Origin of the sequence: Treponema sp. JC4, assembly GCF_000260795.1 — a bacterium.
Classification (GTDB): domain Bacteria; phylum Spirochaetota; class Spirochaetia; order Treponematales; family Treponemataceae; genus Treponema_D.
Genome location: NZ_AJGU01000012.1, coordinates 37,169 through 56,213, shown reverse-complemented (window position 1 = coordinate 56,213; position 19,045 = coordinate 37,169). Strand labels below are relative to the sequence as shown.

The window sequence follows — 19,045 nt, the reverse complement described above, 5'->3', positions numbered from 1 at the left end:
TGTCGTTACTGCCATCGGGTAGGAATGCTTTGGGCATTCAGTCTCATCGTTAGGTCTTAGAAGATGGACAAGAAATCTTGAAAAGGAGTTGTCCATCATGTTTTCATACATCTGGCCAATCTTATTAATCGTTACAGCAAACACCCTTTATCAAATCTGCGCAAAAGGCATTCCACAAGCGATGAACACATACGCCTCGATGACTGTTACTTATGCCGTAGCATCTGTTTTTTCTTTCGTAATGTTCCTCGTCACATCAAAAGGACAGCCAAGCTTCAGAGACTTCACACTGACAAACTGGGCAACAATAATTCTTGGAATTGTTATTACAGGTCTTGAAGTCGGATTCATCTGCGCCTACAAAGCCGGATGGAAAGTAAATACGCTTGCACTTGTTTCAAGTACATTGCTCGCGGCAGTACTGATTTTCGTTGGCTTCTTTTTATACAAAGAACAGTTAAGCGTTTCGAAAATTGCAGGAATTATTATCTGCCTTGTAGGACTTTATTTTATAAACAAGTAATTATAAAAAGATGGAGGTATAAAATGTTCAGACCAATGCGAAGATTCAAGCAGCAGATTCCAAACGAAAAATGCATCGAAATTCTCAAATCTGAAAAACGGGGAATCCTTTCTCTGATTGGTGATGACGGATATCCTTACGGTATTCCACTCAGTCACTACTATGATGAAAAAGACGGAAAACTTTATTTTCACGGAGCAAAAGAAGGCCATAAAATTGACGCAATCAAAAACTGCAATAAGGCAAGTTTCTGTGTTATGGATCAGGGCTTTAAGAAAGAAGGCGAATGGGCGCTGAACATCAACAGTGTTATCGCTTTTGGTAAGATTGAACTGATTACTGACATCGAACAGGCAAAAGAAATCTGCACTCACCTGGTTCAGAAGTTTACGGATGATCCAGAATATCTGGAAAAGGAACTTGCCAACGCCTTAAGCCGCGTTCAGTGTTTTGTCCTGACAATCGAACACATGACCGGCAAGCTGGTGAATGAGTCGTAGAGATTTATTCCTCTTTCACTACCCTCTTAAAATACACGCCGCCGTTCTGTTTGAGCCACTTGCTGCAGCGTTTATAATCCGGAAAGATGCGCAGTACTTCATCGTAGAAGTCGCGGGAATGATTCATATGACGACGGTGGCAGAGTTCGTGAACTACTACGCTGTCCAGAACTTCCGGTGGCATGAGTACAAGCAGGCAGTTGAAATTGAGGTTCCCGTCTAGCGAACAGCTTCCCCAGCGGGACTTTTGAAGTCGAATAAAGATGCGCTTATAAGAAATACCAGCAAGTTTCGCGTAATGCTCTACCCGTTCGGGAATCACTTTCTTCGCCTTTTTCTTAATCTGTTTTATGTCTTCTTCAGTGAGCGGGCCCATGGAATCAGCGAGTACAGTCTGCCTTTCTACCTTTGACATCTGCTTGATAATCCAGTCTTTCTTTTCCCGGATGAAGTTTTCAGCGACAAAATTAGGAGTTCCAAGCGGCACTTTTACGATGACTTTTTTATCATCTGCCACATGGATACTCATTGAGCGTCGTCTGGATTTCTGGATTACGTAAGTTATTTCCATTGTCTTAATAGAGTACTACCAAAAGTATTTGCGAAAGCTGCGATTGTCTTTAGCCAGCCAATTTCTTTTGTATATTCGTTGAAGATATTCAGACAGAAGCAAAAAGGCCAAGGTGAACGCAGGCATTATAAATACCGTCTTTGTCAACGTCAGTAGTAACGTAATCGGCTTTAGCTTTTAGTTCTGGAATTGCGTTTCCCATTGCAACTTTTATCCAACCGTCATCTGTGAACATCGAAAGGTCATTTGCAGCATCACCAAAAACAACTGCATCCTCAGCTTTTGCCCCCAAATGATTCAGCATCTTGTTAATTCCAAAGGCTTTATCAGCCGGTTCAACATAAAGATATTCCTTAAAAAACCGGCACCAGGGCAAGTTTTTAAGACCTTCAATTGTAAATTCTTCCGGATAAGGGCAAACAATATATGCCTTGTAAAGTTTCTCGTAATCTTCAGGATTAAGATTAGGCACGATGTGGCTTTTCATATAAATGTCATGGGTAATTTCTTCAAATCGTTCATCAGGAACAAGACGAGTATCAGAATTATCAACCTGAATTCCCCAGGGAATATTTTTAGTTTGACATTCGCGGATAAGGCTAACCATTTTATCTTTTGGAAGAGGAGTAATATCAATCAGTTCTCCGTTAAGCGTAAGTCCGTAACCGCCATCGCTAATCATATTTTCAAATCCAAGATCTTTCATAAAGGAAACAGCCATTGCCTGCGCACGTCCGGTTGCAATGCACAAAAAATGCCCAGCTTCCCTAAGTTTTTGGAGCGCCAGTTTTGTAGATTCAGGAATATAAGTATTTCCGTATCCCCCTGCGGCTAAAGTTCCATCAATATCAAAGAATAAATATCGTTTTTTTGCCATAAAATCTCCAGAAAATGTGTGCTTTAATCAGCAAAGGATAACATGTAACTTTTCCTTATGGCAACTTGCCCGGTTACAAGATAAGCCTACTCTGCGCTCAATGCAATTACAGGATCCAGTTTTGCGGCCCGGCTGGCAGGATTCAGTCCGAAGAAGATTCCCACAAATACCGAAAAGAAAAAGGCAATTATGCAGGCTCCTGTGCTGATTACAAAAGACTGAGACTGAACGTATTCGGCGGCGAGGCTCACTAATACTCCGGCCGCTATTCCTACAAGACCACCAATCAGGGTAATACTTGCTGATTCCACAAGGAACTGCTGGCGGATATCCGAAGGGGCCGCTCCCAGAGCCTTTCTGATTCCGATTTCCTGCCTGCGCTCGGTAACCGTTACAATCATAATATTCATAATACCGATTCCACCTACCAGAAGGGAAATTGCCGCAATGGCACTCAGCATTATGCTCATGGTTTTTGTGATTTCACTCATCTGTTCCAGCATAGACTGCATGCTTGTCACGCTTACAGAACCTTCCGTTCCGCTAAGATTTGTACAGTAGGTCGAAAGAGTTGAAGTCAAAGCTACTGCCTTTTGAGGCGAAGCTGCCTGAACCAGAACGGTTGCCGCCTTAGGATTTGGCGTAATTTTTTTTGAATAAAATCCGCGGGGAATATAGGCAGAGGAATTTTCCATTCCGGTTGTCTGCTCGGCAAGAACTCCGGTAATTTCAAAGCCGAAGGTTACATTGTTTGTTACTAAAATCACCTTTTTTCCGACTGCATCGCCTGCAGGGAAAAAACTTTCTGCCGTATCGTGGCTCAAAATGATTTTCTGAAGGCCCTCCTGATCGTCGGTGACCGTAAAAAAGGAGCCGGCTTCCAGCTTGAGCTTATACATTTCAAGATAGCCCGGCTCTATGGCACTGCAGCTGACGGTGGAAGAAAGTTCTCCATAAGTCATGGTTGTAGAAAGACTGTTTTTGTACCAGATTTTTTTGATATCTTTTACGCTTTCAAACATATTCTCCCTAAAACTTTCGTCAAACTGAAGGGTAACAGCATCACGGCGGCGACGGAAAAAGCCTGATGAAATGCTGACAACATCAAGGCCTGCACTGCCGAAGGTCTTTTCTACTTCTTTGGTAGAAGCCTTTCCCAGACTTGTGATTACGATAACACTTGCAACACCAATTATTACGCCAAGAAGAGAAAGCAAGGTACGGGTTTTATTGCGGCGGAAATTCTGTAGTGAATTAAGAAAATCTTCCCACATTATACACCTGCCTCGGGAAGATTCCCTTTCCCCGTAGAGTCCTCTTCCCCGCCGCAAAGTCTTCCGTCCAAAATCTTAATGCAGCGTTTTGTAGCCGCCCCGATTCTTGGGTCATGAGTTACAATAATTACGGTTGTTTTACTTTCTTCATTGATTTTTCTGAAGAGTTCCATCACCTGATTTCCCGTTTCGCTGTCCAGTGCACCGGTAGGTTCATCTGCCAGAAGTATTTTGGGATTTGTAACCATTGCACGCGCAATTGCGACACGCTGCTTTTGTCCGCCACTCAGTTCGTGAGGACGGTGTTTTATACGATCTGTAAGACCAACAGCTTCCAGGGCAATTTTTGCCCTTTCAATTCTTTCTGATTTTTCAACCTTCTGATATTTGAGGGGCAGCATTACATTTTCCAGCACATTCATTGAAGGAATCAGATGATACTGTTGAAAAATAAAGCCTACGGTATGACTTCTAAGGGCGGCAAGCTCTTTTTCAGTCATTTTTGCAGTGAGTTTTCCATTGATTTCAACAATTCCGCTTGTCGGGCGGTCAAGGCAGCCAATCATATTCATGCAGGTGGATTTTCCGGAACCGGAAGGCCCCATAATCGAAATGAATTCCCCCTGCTCAATGTTAAAACTTACCCCTTGCAGGGCATGAACCTGGTTTTCGCCCATAAAGTATGTTTTTACGACATTTTCAAGCCTGACAACAGTTTTCATTTTTACAACTCCTTGCAACAACTTCTACGAAGTAGAAGTTAAATGACGGTACGAAAGATTGCAAATTTCAAAAAGCATTACGACCGTCATACCCCGCCACCCGGAGCACCACCACTTCCCCCACCAGACGGAGGAGGACCAGCAAAATCACCACCCGGGAATCCACCATTCGGCATTCCGCCTTTATTTTTATTCCGCTTAAAGCCAGATTTTTTAGGTACCGTCAACTGCTTTAAAAGTTCACCGCCGCTAAGACCTTCAACAATCTTTACGTATTCACTTCCATAGCGCTGAACAGTAACATTCCGCTTTTCGCCGCTTCTTGCAAGTTCAACATATGCCTGACCATCTTCATAGGCAACTGCATATCGTTCTACAACAAGATTTTCAACTGTAGGACTGATTTCAATTTTTCCGGTAAAAGAAAAGTTTGGCAAGATTTCCTTGGGATAATCATCTATGCGGACTTTTGCCTTAACAACCGTTGCTCCCCGGCTGGTAACCTCCCCGATCGCAGGCCAGCTGACAACATAGCCTTCAACAGTACCTTCCGTATAAGCAGGAAATGTGAACAAAACCTTCTGCCCAACCTTAAGCTTACCCACATCTGTTTCTGCAACCTCAACTTCGGCGGTAAGATAATCAACGTTTACAAGAGTTCCAACCTCGTCCTTTGCTTCAAGTGAATCGCCCACATTTACATCAAGGTCAGCAATCAGGCCGTCAAAAGTTGCAACAACCTTGCGGTCTGCAACTTTCTGAACAAGGCTGAGCCGCTGGGTTTCCATCAGCTTCAATTCTTTGGAAGAGCCTGTAATCTTTTTGGTTGCCATATCATAATCCTGCTTGGCAAGATTATACTGCTCGGTCGTATCATCCAGCTGAATGATGATATCTCCTTTTTTTACCTGATCCCCAGCTTCAACAAACACTCCGAGAACAGTTCCATCGCTCAAAGCCTGAAGAGTCTGCTCATGGGCTGCTTCAATTGTGCCGGAAATCTCTATTACATTTTCGTAGGTTTCTGTTTTTACGCGATAAGTTGTATTGTCATTTTTTTGTGACGCTACAAAGGCGCGCAGGAGGCCTAAAATCAAAATTATCAGAATTAATCCGCCTGCCGAACAAAGTGCAATTTTTACCCGCCGGCTCAGTCGTCCTTTCAAGAATCTCTTTAAATTAATTTTTTTCATAACTGCTCCGTAAACATAACACTAACATCATCATTGTAAATAATCATTTCTATATCATTGATTACCAGGCTGAGTTTATATTTCTGAGCATTAGTTTTTGCACTCAGATATTCACTTTCGGTAATCAGCCCCTGCTCATACCAGACAGCAAGTTCTTTTTCAAGCTTTTCATACATCTCGTAATTCTGACGGTTGCTTTCTTTTTCCCATTGAATATCAGAAAGAGTCTGTTTTGAAGCAAGAATTGTCGTTCCAAGATTTTTCCGCGAAGTTTCAATCGCCAGAAGCTCAATTTCTTCGCTCACCGAATTCTTCTTTTTTGTAATTTTATTCTTGCGGAAGGTATTTGGCTTTAAGGTTGCGCTCGCGGTATAAGAAGGATTTGCACTGCCGTCCACAGGAAGACTGACACCGCCGTAAAGACTAAGTCCGCCGATTGTAGAAGAAAGCCCTGCATCAGCAGTGTCACTTCCGGTATTTGAATTGTCAAAAGTGTAGCCGCCGCTAAGTCCAAGTGTAAAAGTTTTTGATGCAGCCCGTTCCATTTTATTGATTTTATGATTCCAGATGGCTTCTTCGGTTTCATCGTAGGAATCAGGAGAAAAACTTTCGATATCAAGTGCAGTCACAGTCTGAATATCCTCAGGAACAAGAGACAAAAAATCCGTTTCAACTGTAAAATCGCATTCCAGACCACATTCCTTGTAAAAAATCATGTAGTCGCGCAAAAGTTCACGTCGGGCGGTTTCTATATCATGCTCGTCGCTGACAACCTTAAGCTGGGCAAGGCGGTAAGTTGAAGAAGTTTCCGCATAGCCCTGAGCCTTTTTTTTCTCAAAATCAATCGTGTCATCGTAAAGAGTCAGCTGAAGTTCCACAAGCTCTCTGCTTTCTTCCAGAATATCTTTCAGATAAGAGTAAAATTCATTTTCACTGTTAATACCTTCATTCTTCAAATTGCGCTCTGCTTCCAGGACAGACCGGCGGGCTTTTTCCAGTGCAAGCTTTCTCTGGGCAGTCTCTTCTGAAATCAGGCTGATTCCGACGGCGAGCGAAAGATCTTTTGTACTCGAAGAATTTTCTGTAACAGTTTCAGTCCCGCTGGCACTTAAAGTGAGTCCGCTCGCCGCCGGTATGCTGACTGAAAGGCTTGGCTTTGCCTCAAGTTTTGTTCCACCATCCGCAGTTTTAAGGGTAACCGTTCCAGTACTTAGAGTCAGGTCAACACCCTTCTCTATTGCGGTTCCATCGTATTCCAATTTTGCTTTTTCAAGTTCCAGCATGTAATTTTTAAGATCCGGGTCATTTTTCAAATAGGAATAAAAAAGTTCAGTCGTAGAATATTTTGAAAGACAAAATGACCTTACACAAAAAAGAGCCAATAGCCCAAAAAGAAAAGATTTCTTTGAAAAAAGGATTTGTCTGCCCGTCATAAAATTCTCTGTCATATTACAAAAATATAACAAACCAGATTTTACAACGAAACATACATAACAAAAGTTTCTAGAAATTGAAGAGACCGGCTGTTTTGAAGCAGCTTACAAAATGCGGCTGGAATGGAAATAATTTCACTCTTTCTAAAAAAAAATCCCGCCCAATCGGACGGGATTTTATCGCTCTAAACGAACTCTAGTTCTTAGCCTTTTTCAAATGCAGAATTGAAATCAGGCCAAAGAAAGCGCAGCCGGCAGCTACGATAATTGCACCAAGAATTGAATCTTCAATGCTGATATCAAAAAATGATTCGCCGCCAAGCACGCTTGCAATGCCGTCAACACTCCACATCAAAGCGGCAGCCCAGAACATAAGGGTTGTAGTTTTGAGGGCGGCAGCGTTTTTAGTATTTTTTCCGCCCAGCAGATAAATCAGCGAAAAAACAATTGCACTTAAAATTGTCAGAATCAAACACATCAGAGTGCCCCCTGAAGCACAGCGCCGCTTCTTTTTGATAGTTTTCTGAAAAGGGCTCTTACGCCGACAGCTGCACACCAGACTGCGGTAACAAGCACAGCCATTCCAACTCCAACGGTTGCCATTTCGTGAAGCATCTCCGGAATATCTTCCGGATTGTTCATTGCTGTCAAAAACGGCGGGTACAAAACAACCTCTCCGTGGTAAATATGCTCGATGGCAAGAAGAAAACTTCCGCCGTAAAGCATTTTTTCAAGATTCTTAATGTTCTCTTTAATTTCAGCAAGCTTTTCTTTTTTAGACTCGCTGATTACGCTGTCTGCATTTCGTTTGAAAGCCACAGCTTTTACGGCAGAAACAATTACAGCCTCTGCCAATGGTACAGTAAAACATGCCATATTATGCCTCCGCTCTTTCCATAGCCTCTTCAAAATCTTTAGTCCCAGCCCAAATCTCATTCTTATATGGATTTGTCTTAGTAGCGCAAGCCTTCTTAATGATTGCAGCAAGAACAAGAACGTTGATAGCAAGAGCAAGAACAGCAATTACACCCTGAGCTTTTGGCTCTGCAGTAATTCCCATGTTAGCGATGGCCTGCTGAACTTCCGGACCGTTATTAGCAAGAGCAGGGTTATTGTAGATAGCCATAGAAGCATCATACAAAGCCTGAGCACCAGTTCCGTCCTGTGGAGCTCCGCCATAAACTGAAGGGAGTACAGAGAATGGTCTTGTCAGCTGGAATGGCACAACCTGAGCGAACATACACCAGATTGAAAGTGTAAATGCGCGGTTCTGAATCCAGCCACCCTTATTCCAGAAGCTAGCGGCAAAGGTAGGAGCAAGAAGAAGAGCAAGACCGCAGTACCAAGAGTGAGTTGGCAGGTTGAGGTATGTATATTCGAAGTTCCAAACGTCATAAGCAAGAATGAACATCCAGGTCATATCAGGCCAGAGCATATCCTGCTTTTCAAGGCTTCCCTTCTTTGAAGAGTAGATTCCCCACCAGCCAGTCATACAGGCAATGTTGATAATACCGGCAATACCGTTGAGGAGGTTCCACCATCCACCATAGAGGAATACACCTTCATTAGATACCCACCAGCCACCAGTGATTCCACCTTTGACAGCAGATTCAAAATCAGAAGCTACAGCAATAAGAATATTGATACCAACTATAATAAATGGCCAGCATTTGAACCATTCAGCCTTTCCAAGTGCAGTCCATTTTCTTGCAAGAAAAATAAAACCAATACATCCGATTGTTGCGGCATACAATTTAGCATAATGGAACCATCCGCCCATATACTTAATTACATACCATTCAGCTGCAAATGAATTCTTACCGATTGCAGCTACAATAAAGTAAACTGTTAATGCAGCAGGAACAACAAAGAAAATAGTGAGTCCACCAATCTTTGTTCTACCAAACTCATTCAAAAGAATAAGTCCTAAAAATACTAAACACCAACCAAGCAACTGAGTTGCTACTGTTGATCCATAAAGTTGAAACAACATTTTGAATTCTCCTTGCGTGCCGGAAAGTTCCCCTTTCGGGCGGATATCAGCACGCTTCTATTTCCTTTATATTCATCTCGTTGCCGCATTGCAAAACCGTATCATCGCTCTTACAATGCGGGCAAGTTTTCCCGTTTTCAACCGTAGGATAAGTTTTCCCGCAGGCATTACAAATCGTCACCGCCGGCAGAGTCTCAATCTTGAGGGCGGCACTTTCCATGACCGGAGATTTTTTTACCGCCCACTTCCAGCCGTCCAGCAGAAAATCCGGCACTACACCGCTCACTTCCCCAAGCTCCAGCGTCACACTCTGGATTTGAGAAAGCCCCTGTTCTTCCGACAGCCGCTCGAGACGTTTAATTACATGAAATACAATTCCTAATTCGTGCATGTGCATTCTCGGGGAGGGGAAAGACTTCCCCTCGCTTCAGCCAGCAAGCTGTCTTACGCTACCCCTTCTAGCGGGGGAAGCCCCCGCAACTCCCCCATTCTACTTATCTAAAGAGTTCCTATTAGGGTTTAAAAGCACCTTAATCTCCCGCTTCAAAATATTAGGCAGAATTGCCTTCAATTTATCTTCACTTGGAATCATACGGCTAGCCTTAGGGTGCTCGCGGTGCAGATGAATTGCATCAAAGGCACACTTTGTCGTGCAGACACCGCAGCCGATACACTTGTTCTCATCAACCACGCTCTGACCGCAGCTGAGACAGCGGGCAGTTTCTTTTTTAATCTGCTCTTCAGTAAAGCAAACCTTAGTTTCCTTAAAGTCGCTTCCAACCTCTTTTGCAGTTTTCTTGCCTGGAACCTGACGAGGAGTATCATCATAGCCCTGTACAAAAATATCTTCTTTATTGAGTTCAATAAATTCGCGTTTATCACGACCAATTGTCATGCTTGAATGAGGCTGAACAAATCGGTGAATTGATACCGCTGCCTTTTTACCAGCCGCAATAGCATCAATTGCAAACTTTGGACCTGTGTAAACATCGCCGCCCGCAAAAATATCAGGCTCTGCAGTCTGGTAAGTTACGCCGTCTGCAACAACGCCGTTTCCGCGGCCAAGCTGAACATTAGTACCGGCAAGCATATCGCCCCAGACAATTGCCTGACCAATAGACAGGAATACGTTTTCGCACTCGACAGTCATTGTGTCATTTTCATCATATTTAGGATTAAAGCGGCCTGTTTCGTCTTTTACAGAAAGACACTTCTTGAATACGATTCCTCGAACCTTTCCGCCTTCAGTCAGAATCTCTTTAGGACCCCAGCCGCAGTTAATCTTAATTCCTTCTTCTTCAGCTTCTTCAATCTCTTCTACTGTAGCAGGCATTTCGTTGCGCTGTTCAAGACAGAACTGCTGAACTTCTGTGCCACCACAGCGCCATGCTGTACGGCTGACATCAATTGCAACGTTACCGCCGCCAACAACAACAGTCTTTCCGCTAACTTTATAATCGTGGTTATCAGCAACAGTTCGGAGGAAGTCCACTGCAGTCATAACGCCTGCCGCATCCTCACCAGGAACGCCAGCCTTTCTTCCGACCTGACATCCGATAGCAATATAGAAGGCCTTGTAGCCCTGGTCACGAAGCTGCTGGATTGTCACATCCTTACCAACTTCTACGCCGGTTTTAATTTCAACGCCCATTTCGCGCATCACATCAATTTCTGCAGCAACAACGTCTTTTTCAAGCTTAAAGCTTGGAATACCATAGACAAGCATACCGCCTGCAACCTTATTGCGCTCAAAAACAGTAGGACGGTAGCCCTTTTCAGCCAGGTAGAAGGCACAGCTCAAACCTGCAGGACCACCACCGATAATTGCAATCTTCTGTTCAAACTCGCCGCGGTTAGAAGGAATAACTTTTTTCGGAATAAAGCGAACCTTAGCATCAAGGTCTTTCTGGGCAATAAATTTCTTTACTTCATCAATGGCAATAGCCTGGTCGATGGTACCGCGGGTACAAGCCGACTCGCAGCGCTTATTACAGATTCGACCGCAAACAGCCGGGAAAGGATTTTCCTTTTTAATCAGCTCAAGCGCCTCAGTGTAACGACCTTCGCTGGCCATCTTCAAATAACCCTGAATACCAATGTGAGCCGGGCAGGCAGTTTTACAAGGAGCAGTACCAGTCGCATAACAGTTTGTGCGGTTGGTATCGCGGTAATTCATATCCCAGTTTTTCTCGCTCCACTTGTGGTTATCAGGCAGAATGTGCTTAGGATACTTAACCTTACTTCCGTCTCTTTTACAAAGCTTCTGACCAAGCTTTACCGCTCCAGCCGGGCAGTATTCAACACAGCGTCCGCAGGCAACACACTTATCACTTTCAGTTCTGGCAACATAAGCCGAGCGCGACAAGTTAGGCGTATTAAAAAGCTGAGAAGTTCGCAAAGCATAGCAGACATTCACGTTACAGTTACAGATTGCAAAAATCTTGTTTTCGCCGTCAATGTTTGTAATCTGATGAACAAAACCGTTGTCCTCAGCGTGCTTCAAAATCTCCATTACCTTTTCACGGGTAACATAATGACCGCGCTTAGTCTCAACAAGGTAATCAGCCATATCGCCAACGCCGATACACCAGTCCTCAGGATCGTCCGCACAACCTTCATCAAAAGTACGGCGGCTAAGACGGCAGGAACAAGGAGAAGCCGCATATTTTCCTTCATATTTATCAAGCCAGTGAGAAATATGCTCCACGCTGACACTCTGATTTTCCGCTTCAATGGCCTTTTCAACCGGAATAACGTGCATACCAATGCCCGCCCCCCCCTCCGGCACCATAGGAACAACCTTAGTCAAAGGCTCAAAAGACATACGCTCAAAAAAACGTCCCAGTTTCGGATGCTCTTCCAGCTGCTTCTGATTCATATTTGTAAACTCGGCGCTTCCAGGAACATACATAGGAAGGATATACTGCTTTTCGTGCTTAGGATTTTCCCAGTTGTACTCAATCAGGCCGGCCATAGCCATATCCATCATCAGTTTCTCAAGATATTCCGCACTTTTGCCAGTCTTCTTAACAAGCTGAGGCAAAGTCACAGGCTTTCTCACATCCATCTTGAGAGCAACTTCTGCCATCTCATCAGTAACAATTTCGTTCAGACCCCAGTATTCCGGGTCATTTTCGTTTATTTTTCGTCCAAGCCGGTCCGTAATTTTCTGACCAAGCTGTAAAATTAACGGTCTTACTTCTGCCATGCTTTTACTTCTCCTTCAAGCCACTCTGTCCAATCCCAAACTCCCTCGCCGGTCTTTGCACTGATCGGGAAAATTTTTACATCCGGATTAAGCTTAAGAACATATTCACGCACTTTTTCCATATCAAAATCAAAATATGGAAGTACGTCGATTTTATTGATAATAAGGGCATCCACCTTGCTGAACATCAGCGGATACTTAAGCGGTTTGTCGTGACCTTCCGGAACCGAAAGAATCATTACGTTTTTTGCAGCCCCAGTGTCGAACTCAGCCGGACAAATCAGATTGCCCACATTTTCAAGCACAACAAGGTCAAGCCCGTCAGAGCCAAGTTCATTCAGTCCCTGCTCAGTCATTGCCGCATCCAGGTGGCACATTCCGCCCGTGTGAAGCTGAATAGATTTTACCCCCGCCTTTGCCATAGTCTCGGCATCAACGGAAGAATCAATATCTGCTTCCATAATTCCAATTTTGATTTTGTCTTTAAGAGCTTCAACCGTGCGCATAAGAGTTGTAGTTTTTCCGCTTCCCGGAGAAGACATGAGATTCATTAAAAAGGTCTTTTTGCTTTTGAGTTTCTGACGCAGAATTTCTGCTTCTTTGTCGTTGTCGGCCAGGATATTTTCCTTAACCTCAATAACGCGAACGTCCGCCATACTTTTTTTCTTCCTGAAATGATATTTATACTTTTAACTTGATAGTCTTACTATCAGCAAAATAGAATTATAACACCATCTCATTCAAAATAAAAGGTACATTTATACGTATTTTAGCAAACTTAAGTTAAGAATCAGCTTAGTAAACTTTCAGGAACTGCTTCTGCCATTGCCTTGTAAGCAGCTTCGCTCGGATGCAGATGATCTCCGCTGTCAAATCCCTGGGCAAAGGCTTCAGGTTTTTCAGGATTTCTGACAGCTTTATCAAAATCTACGCAACCGTCAAATTTATCAGAAGTTCTGAGCCAATCGTTAAATTCATTTCTTAAATCATTTCGGAAAGGCGCATAGGTTCGCCAGCCAAAAATCGGAAGAAGAGTTCCAGACCAGACTTTTATTCCAAGCTTACGGGCATAGGAAATATAAAAGTCTTCAACACCCTTTTCCATATCCTGGGCTGTAGGCATGTCCGACCAGGGACGGAATTTATTTACTTCAACCCCAACCGGATGAATAATATCGTTAATTCCATGCTGAATAATTACCGCAGAAGCACCGGCCACCTGCATTTCAATCGGAAAGCGGGTCTCGCCTTTCAAACCGTAAGCCGCATAAGTAATGCAGTCATACTGGCGGAGAATTCTTGTTCCACAGACAGCTCGGCGGATAATTGCAACATTATGAAATCCCTTATCCCAGGCTTTCTGGGCAAGGTAATCAGGCCAGGACTGGGCAGTTATTGAATCACCATAGCAGACAAGGGCATGATTTTTTTCTTCTGTAAAAACATCAATTGTATTCAAAAAGTAAAACCAGTTTGTGCTGCGGCTTAAATCGTCAGGGAATTTTTCCTTATCTGCAAAATCGCCGTAAGCGTAACTGCCTTTTGAAAGAGGACCTGTTACCAGAGTGCCTGCATTCATCTGGGTAAAATCAGCAAGATACATGGAAACTTCAACCTGTTCACCTGCCTTTACCGCAAAGTCAATTTCATCAGAAGTTATTTCCTTTCCCGCAGGGATGCGAAGCTCCTTTTCGCCATTCAGCGTAATTCCAAGAGCTTTGTAGTCGCTCCCTTTCAGGGCCACAAAAGCCTTTGTGATTTTTACCTCTTCAGTTCCTGTTAAATTTGAAAAATGAAAACGAAACTTGCTTCCAGAAAAAACTACCCTTACCGGATAGCGCAGGGTCAAATCCTTTGCATAAACCGCTTCCTTGCGGTCTGTAATTGAAGTTGCATTTCCCCAGCAGGCAACCCATTTAGTAAAAGTCGAGTCAGACATTTTCAGCTCCAGTTTCTTCTATATATATGATTATTATCTTAATTAAATTACTTGTGAAAGCGGAAAGGGCTTATGAGGTTCTTCAGCCATGTTTCCAATCTGTTTTACATACCAGACAATGCCCCGCCATGCGCCAAGTTTAAAACCTGCGTTTTCAAAGTGACCTACTTCCGTAAAACCCAGTGCCTTGTGTAAAGCAATACTGGCCTGGTTTGTATCAACAAGAACTCCGTAAATATAGCGGTAGCCCTGTTTTGTCAGAAGGCGGGCAAACTCATTGTAAAGGGCTGTGGCAATTCCAGCCCTTTTTGGAGCATCAGGAGAAAGAACAATTGTCCATTCAACATTCCACTGATAAGCATCGTGAGGACGGAGAGGAGATCCGCAGGCATATCCCAGGATTTTTCCATCAGGATCTTCTGCAATAAGAAAAGGATATTTTTCCAGCGTGTGAATAATTTTCTGCCGGTAAGATTCTACATCAGGATTTTCAACCGTAAAGGTTACATAATCAAGCGGAACATAAGTTCCGTAAATATCGTGAACTGCCTGTGCGTCCTTTTCTGTTGCCATTCTGATTTTATAATTCATTTTTTGCCTCAAGCGAATTATACAGCAAGAGGCAGTAATTTTTCAGCAATAGTGGACAAGACAGACAGTTTTTTTAGACTTTTTATACATCAGCTTCAGACTTGTTCCAGGTAATTCTGAAACCGGCACTTTTCAACTGACGTGAAGCATAATTCAATTCTTTATTAGTACATTTTCCGGCACGGGCAGCATCAAAGAAGCTTCCACCGCGAAGGTATCGGCTTGAATCTGCACGAACACTCCATACCCACTCAAACACATTTCCAGACATATCATAAATACCAAAAGCATTAGGTTTTAACTGTGCAACTTCGTGAAGCTTGCCACCACTGTTGCAGTCTGTCCAGGCAACAGAATCCAGATCATCACTTCCAGAATACATATAATTTTCGCCGCCCTTGATTGCAATGTCCCATTCTTCCATTGTAGGAATTCTGAAACCATCTGAGTCAGGATTAAATTCTATTTCTGATTCAATTATTGTTCCCTGGTGAGGAGTATAGCCCCAGTCCGCCGGATTTGTACTTCCCTTTACCTTATAACAAGGAGTCTTTCCTAAAAGCAGGCTCAGTTTATTACAGAAAACAAGGCTGTCATACCAGCTGACAGATTCAACCGGGAGTTTTGCCCCTTTTGCCTGCGACGGATTTTCTCCCATTACAGCCTCATAAAATTCCTGAGTTACTTCTGTTTTTGCAATACAGAAATTATTGTCAGGAATTGAAACAGCGCCAAGTTCAACGCCGCTTTCCAGCTTCAGTTTCTGTCCTTTTCCTGAGCAGGATAATAATGTGCCCATAATTCCGAGCAGCAGAACTACAACTTTTGTCTGATTACTTTTTATCATATAACGCCTCCTGTTATTCTTGTAGTTTCCACTCTATCACGAAGTCTGGATTCTTCAACGGACGAATATGACATTATTTATGTCGATTTTGATATTTTAGCTAATAAAAGTGGCTAATTTGCGAGTTATCCTATATATTATTGATATGAATGAATACAAACACGAAAACATCCTGCACAAGCGCCATTTTGCCCTTCAGTTTTCAATCCGCTTTGAAGTAGTAGATGATGTAAATTTTTATTCGCCCTTCCACTGGCATAACCACATCGAATTACTTTACCTGCTTGAAGGAAAGATTGATTTCAAGGTTGAGCAGCGTAAATACCTTCTGACAGAAGGAGATATGATAATCGTAAACTCTGAAGTTATTCATTCATCAAAACTCTGCGGTCATGCAAAATACATTCTTCTTCAGGTTCCCCTGAGTGCCTTTGAAGGTGTTTATGAAGACATTGAAAATGTCGTTTTTAAGGAAAAACTTTCTTCCGCTGAGGCAGAAGAACTTTTTTCATACCTGCAGAAAATGCTTAAGTTTGTTGACGACCAGAAACAGGAGAACCGGGTTAAGTTCATTTCCCTTTTCTATGATTTTTTTTATCAGCTTTTTTTGCAATTATCAGCTGGAAAATAAAAAGAGCAGCGCAGCTTCCTATTATGGAATAAACAGAATCTCACCGGTAATGGCTTATGTGGAAAAGGAATTCCGCAATAAAATCTCGCTGAAGGAAGTTTCTGAGATTCTGAATGTTTCTCCGGAGCACATGTGCCGCCTTTTCAAAAAATACACGGATATGACCTTCAATGAATACCTGATGTCGCTGAGGATTTCTGCCTTTTATCAGATGTTGCAAAATACAAATCAGAAGATTTCTGTAATTCTTGAAGAATGTGGAATTACAAACTACAAGGTTTTTATCCGTGAATTCAAAAAGACCTTCGGTATGACTCCTGAAAAACTTAGAAGCCAGAGGGAACTTAATCCGGAAGCCCTGCTTTAAGAAAAAGCACCTTATATAAAATTTTCATAATTCTCTATATAATAGCCTTATGACTCCGATATCAAACTTTCATACTCATTCTCTTTTATGTAATCATGCCATTGGAAAGCCTGAAGATTATTTTAAGCAGGCCTTAAAAGACGGCTGTTCAGCTCTTGGATTTTCTGATCATTGCCCCTACCCTGCCGACACTCCTGATTACTGGCCTAATATCCGGATGTCTGTAGAACAGGCTCCAGAATATGTTTCCTGGGTTCGCAGCCTGCAGAAGGATTCACCATTCCCTATTTACCTGGGCTTTGAATGTGAATGGGATAAGCGCCTTGAAAGCTGGTACCGCGACGGACTAAAAGGTCAGTTCGGTGCAGACTATCTTGTACTCGGTTCTCACTGGATCACAAAGGGCGATATTCACGATTATATTCCAGACTGCCATTCAACAGAAGATTTGATTAACCACACAAACCAGACAATTGAAGGAATGAAGTCCGGTCTTTTTGCATTCCTTGCCCATCCAGATTTGTGCATGGCTCACGAGCGAAAATGGGATAAGGAAGTTGCTTCCTGTATGAAGGCAATCCTTGATGCCGCCATAGATTTAGACATGCCTCTTGAAGTAAACGGACTTGGTATGCACAAGCCTATGTGCCGCACAGAAAAGGGATTTCGCTATGCTTACCCTGTTGGCGAGTTCTGGCAGATGGTCGCAGAAAGCTCTGCAAAAGTAATCTGCAATGCCGATGCTCACGATCCAAAGGACGTAATTGCCCACGCCCAGAAAGCCCGTGATTATGCAAAAAATTTCGGCATAAAACCGATTGAAAGCATCTTTTCTGAGGGGAAAGATTAAAAGCCAAAAATGCGTTAAAAACGCGTCAAAAAGGTTGAATCGATAAATTACTCGATTTTTCAAATTCGACGCGTCTACGCGAATCCTAGGGGCCTTTTCAAGGCTCTTTATTTTTATTTATAATTTCTTTAATTATTATATATATATTATATATTTCTTTATATCTTTAATTCTACGTTTCTTTGTATCTTTATATTTTATTACATTTTTTATTTTATTTTTCTTTACATATTATTTATTTCAAGATATAATATTTATATATTTAGATATTTATTTCTTTAATTAAAGAATAGGAAAAAGTATGAAAATCATCACCGTTACAAATCAGAAAGGCGGCGTTGGAAAAACAACAACTGCCAGCTCCCTTTTTTCAGGTCTTTCCCTGCTGGGTAAAAAGACTCTTGCAATCGACCTTGATCCTCAGTGCAACCTCTCTTACTGCTATCGGGCAGACCCTGCCGGCCCTTCAATCAAAAACGTTTTCAAGAATGAAGTAAGCCTGAAGGATGCTATCAAATCTACACCGTCCGGAGATTTTGTAATGGCGGACAAAGGCCTTAATAATGTCATGCAGGAAATGAATGCAATTGACCAGGTATATAAGCTTTCTAAAGTTTTGAAGGAAGTTGCAGACGTATATGATTATGTAATCATCGATACTCCGCCGGCTCTTTCACCTCTTACAATCAACGCACTTGTTGCAAGTACTTCGGTAGTTATACCTGTTCAGGCAGATTCTTTTTCAATGCAGGGAGCAGAAGCTCTGGCAGAAACAATTCAGGGAATCCGCGATGTAAACCAGGCTTTGGAAATTGCGGGAGTTCTTCTTGTAAGATACAAGGGTAGGGCAGGACTTGCTCAGCATATGAATGATCAGTTCATCAAATTTGCCCAGATGTTTAATACAAAGGTTTTTGAAACAAAAATCCGTGATGCAATCGCCGTTCAGGAATCTCAGTTAGCACGCCAGAATATCTTTGAATATAATTCAAAATCTAATGCGGCAATTGACTATGCAAATTTCATTAAGGAGTTAATCAATGGCTAAGGATTTTTCAAAATACAATGACGAAAACCCTGTAATGGCAATTCTTGAAAAAGCAAAGCAGGAAGAAGCCGCAAAAAATGATGCTACTGCAATCTTTCAGTCAATTCCTCAGGAAAAAACTGTTTCTGCAGTTCAGCAGGAAGTAACAGCGCCCCAGGAAGCCCAGAAGCCTGAAGAAATCAAAAAAATCCTGATGAATATCAGCATCCGAGAAACTACAAAAAAGGAATGGAAAATGTTCTTCCTGGAACACGACCTTTCAATGACACAGGGAATTGAAACTGCCGTAGAATATCTGATGAGTGAAGTTAAGAAAAACAACATCAAGCTTTCTAAAGGCGGAATTACAAAATAACTACCTGAAGAGAAATAAAGTAGTGGATTTTTTTATAACTACCAGCTATAATATACTAGTAGCGGAATGATGAATTCGTAGAGAAGTAGTTATTTCCTCGTATATTGGTAGTTATAAAACGTA

Annotated in this window: 22 protein-coding genes; 7 read left to right on the top strand and 15 right to left on the bottom strand. The window is 42.4% G+C overall.

The genetic code is table 11. The features are described from left to right. Positions 1–97 precede the first annotated feature (97 nt). Both MSI_RS06925 and MSI_RS06920 read left to right on the top strand, forming a co-directional pair. A complete protein-coding gene (locus tag MSI_RS06925; protein ID WP_009105169.1) occupies positions 98–523 on the top strand; it encodes an EamA family transporter in 426 nt (141 codons plus the stop codon). 23 nt (positions 524–546) lie between these two features. Then, positions 547–1,023, top strand: coding sequence for a pyridoxamine 5'-phosphate oxidase family protein (locus MSI_RS06920; RefSeq protein ID WP_009105166.1), 477 nt, complete (start codon positions 547–549; stop codon positions 1,021–1,023). Positions 1,024–1,027: 4 nt separating this feature from the next. Here the strand turns inward: MSI_RS06920 and MSI_RS06915 are convergent, their stop codons facing one another. From MSI_RS06915 to MSI_RS13955, 15 genes are all read right to left on the bottom strand, one after another. Next, on the bottom strand, positions 1,028–1,594 hold the full coding sequence (locus tag MSI_RS06915; RefSeq protein WP_039924486.1) for a M48 family metallopeptidase: 567 nt from the start codon (positions 1,592–1,594) through the stop codon (positions 1,028–1,030). An 88-nt stretch (positions 1,595–1,682) separates the two neighbouring features. Next, the gene (locus MSI_RS06910; RefSeq protein WP_009105161.1) at positions 1,683–2,471 is read right to left on the bottom strand and encodes an HAD-IIB family hydrolase; all 789 of its coding nucleotides are present in this window, start codon (positions 2,469–2,471) and stop codon (positions 1,683–1,685) included. An 86-nt stretch (positions 2,472–2,557) separates the two neighbouring features. Beyond that, complete coding sequence (locus MSI_RS06905) at positions 2,558–3,745, bottom strand: ABC transporter permease (RefSeq protein ID WP_009105159.1); 1,188 nt, start codon at positions 3,743–3,745, stop codon at positions 2,558–2,560. Next, entirely contained in the window at positions 3,745–4,467 is a 723-nt protein-coding gene (locus MSI_RS06900) for an ABC transporter ATP-binding protein (RefSeq protein WP_009105157.1), read from the bottom strand. The genes MSI_RS06905 and MSI_RS06900 overlap by 1 nt, the downstream gene beginning before the upstream one ends. A gap of 86 nt (positions 4,468–4,553) precedes the next feature. Next, positions 4,554–5,660, bottom strand: coding sequence for an efflux RND transporter periplasmic adaptor subunit (locus MSI_RS06895; protein ID WP_009105155.1), 1,107 nt, complete (start codon positions 5,658–5,660; stop codon positions 4,554–4,556). Next, the gene (locus MSI_RS13960) at positions 5,657–6,973 is read right to left on the bottom strand and encodes a TolC family protein (RefSeq protein ID WP_192807744.1); all 1,317 of its coding nucleotides are present in this window, start codon (positions 6,971–6,973) and stop codon (positions 5,657–5,659) included. Before MSI_RS13960 ends, MSI_RS06895 begins: the two co-directional genes overlap by 4 nt. A gap of 316 nt (positions 6,974–7,289) precedes the next feature. Then, positions 7,290–7,571, bottom strand: coding sequence for a hypothetical protein (locus MSI_RS06885; RefSeq protein WP_009105151.1), 282 nt, complete (start codon positions 7,569–7,571; stop codon positions 7,290–7,292). After that, a complete protein-coding gene (locus tag MSI_RS06880) occupies positions 7,571–7,969 on the bottom strand; it encodes a hypothetical protein (RefSeq protein WP_009105149.1) in 399 nt (132 codons plus the stop codon). The genes MSI_RS06885 and MSI_RS06880 overlap by 1 nt, the downstream gene beginning before the upstream one ends. Position 7,970: 1 nt before the next feature. Further along, positions 7,971–9,086: a DUF5692 family protein gene (locus tag MSI_RS06875; RefSeq protein WP_009105148.1), complete on the bottom strand. Its 1,116-nt coding sequence runs from the start codon at positions 9,084–9,086 to the stop codon at positions 7,971–7,973. Positions 9,087–9,132: 46 nt separating this feature from the next. After that, positions 9,133–9,477: a hydrogenase maturation nickel metallochaperone HypA gene (locus tag MSI_RS06870; RefSeq protein WP_009105145.1), complete on the bottom strand. Its 345-nt coding sequence runs from the start codon at positions 9,475–9,477 to the stop codon at positions 9,133–9,135. A gap of 99 nt (positions 9,478–9,576) precedes the next feature. Beyond that, positions 9,577–12,294 (bottom strand): FAD-dependent oxidoreductase, encoded by a 2,718-nt coding sequence (locus MSI_RS06865; RefSeq protein ID WP_009105143.1) that lies wholly within the window; start codon positions 12,292–12,294, stop codon positions 9,577–9,579. Further along, complete coding sequence (gene hypB, locus MSI_RS06860; protein WP_009105141.1) at positions 12,282–12,950, bottom strand: hydrogenase nickel incorporation protein HypB; 669 nt, start codon at positions 12,948–12,950, stop codon at positions 12,282–12,284. The genes MSI_RS06865 and hypB overlap by 13 nt, the downstream gene beginning before the upstream one ends. A gap of 134 nt (positions 12,951–13,084) precedes the next feature. Beyond that, a complete protein-coding gene (locus MSI_RS06855) occupies positions 13,085–14,233 on the bottom strand; it encodes a GDSL-type esterase/lipase family protein (protein WP_009105139.1) in 1,149 nt (382 codons plus the stop codon). Between the two features lie 42 nt (positions 14,234–14,275). Beyond that, the gene (locus MSI_RS06850; RefSeq protein ID WP_009105137.1) at positions 14,276–14,824 is read right to left on the bottom strand and encodes a GNAT family N-acetyltransferase; all 549 of its coding nucleotides are present in this window, start codon (positions 14,822–14,824) and stop codon (positions 14,276–14,278) included. 82 nt (positions 14,825–14,906) lie between these two features. After that, positions 14,907–15,671 carry an SUMF1/EgtB/PvdO family nonheme iron enzyme gene (locus tag MSI_RS13955; RefSeq protein WP_009105135.1) on the bottom strand — a complete coding sequence of 255 codons (765 nt, stop codon included), beginning with the start codon at positions 15,669–15,671 and terminating at the stop codon, positions 14,907–14,909. A 145-nt stretch (positions 15,672–15,816) separates the two neighbouring features. On the opposite strand from MSI_RS13955, the gene MSI_RS06840 reads away from it, so the two are divergent. The 5 genes from MSI_RS06840 (at position 15,817) to MSI_RS06820 (ending at position 18,922) form a co-directional block, all read left to right on the top strand. Further along, complete coding sequence (locus tag MSI_RS06840; RefSeq protein ID WP_009105133.1) at positions 15,817–16,302, top strand: cupin domain-containing protein; 486 nt, start codon at positions 15,817–15,819, stop codon at positions 16,300–16,302. Positions 16,303–16,351: 49 nt separating this feature from the next. Next, on the top strand, positions 16,352–16,669 hold the full coding sequence (locus tag MSI_RS06835; RefSeq protein WP_009105130.1) for a helix-turn-helix transcriptional regulator: 318 nt from the start codon (positions 16,352–16,354) through the stop codon (positions 16,667–16,669). 49 nt (positions 16,670–16,718) lie between these two features. Beyond that, complete coding sequence (locus MSI_RS06830) at positions 16,719–17,519, top strand: histidinol-phosphatase (protein WP_009105128.1); 801 nt, start codon at positions 16,719–16,721, stop codon at positions 17,517–17,519. 301 nt (positions 17,520–17,820) lie between these two features. Then, positions 17,821–18,567: a ParA family protein gene (locus MSI_RS06825; RefSeq protein ID WP_009105126.1), complete on the top strand. Its 747-nt coding sequence runs from the start codon at positions 17,821–17,823 to the stop codon at positions 18,565–18,567. Further along, on the top strand, positions 18,560–18,922 hold the full coding sequence (locus tag MSI_RS06820; RefSeq protein ID WP_009105124.1) for a hypothetical protein: 363 nt from the start codon (positions 18,560–18,562) through the stop codon (positions 18,920–18,922). Before MSI_RS06825 ends, MSI_RS06820 begins: the two co-directional genes overlap by 8 nt. The last annotated feature ends 123 nt before the right edge of the window (positions 18,923–19,045 follow it).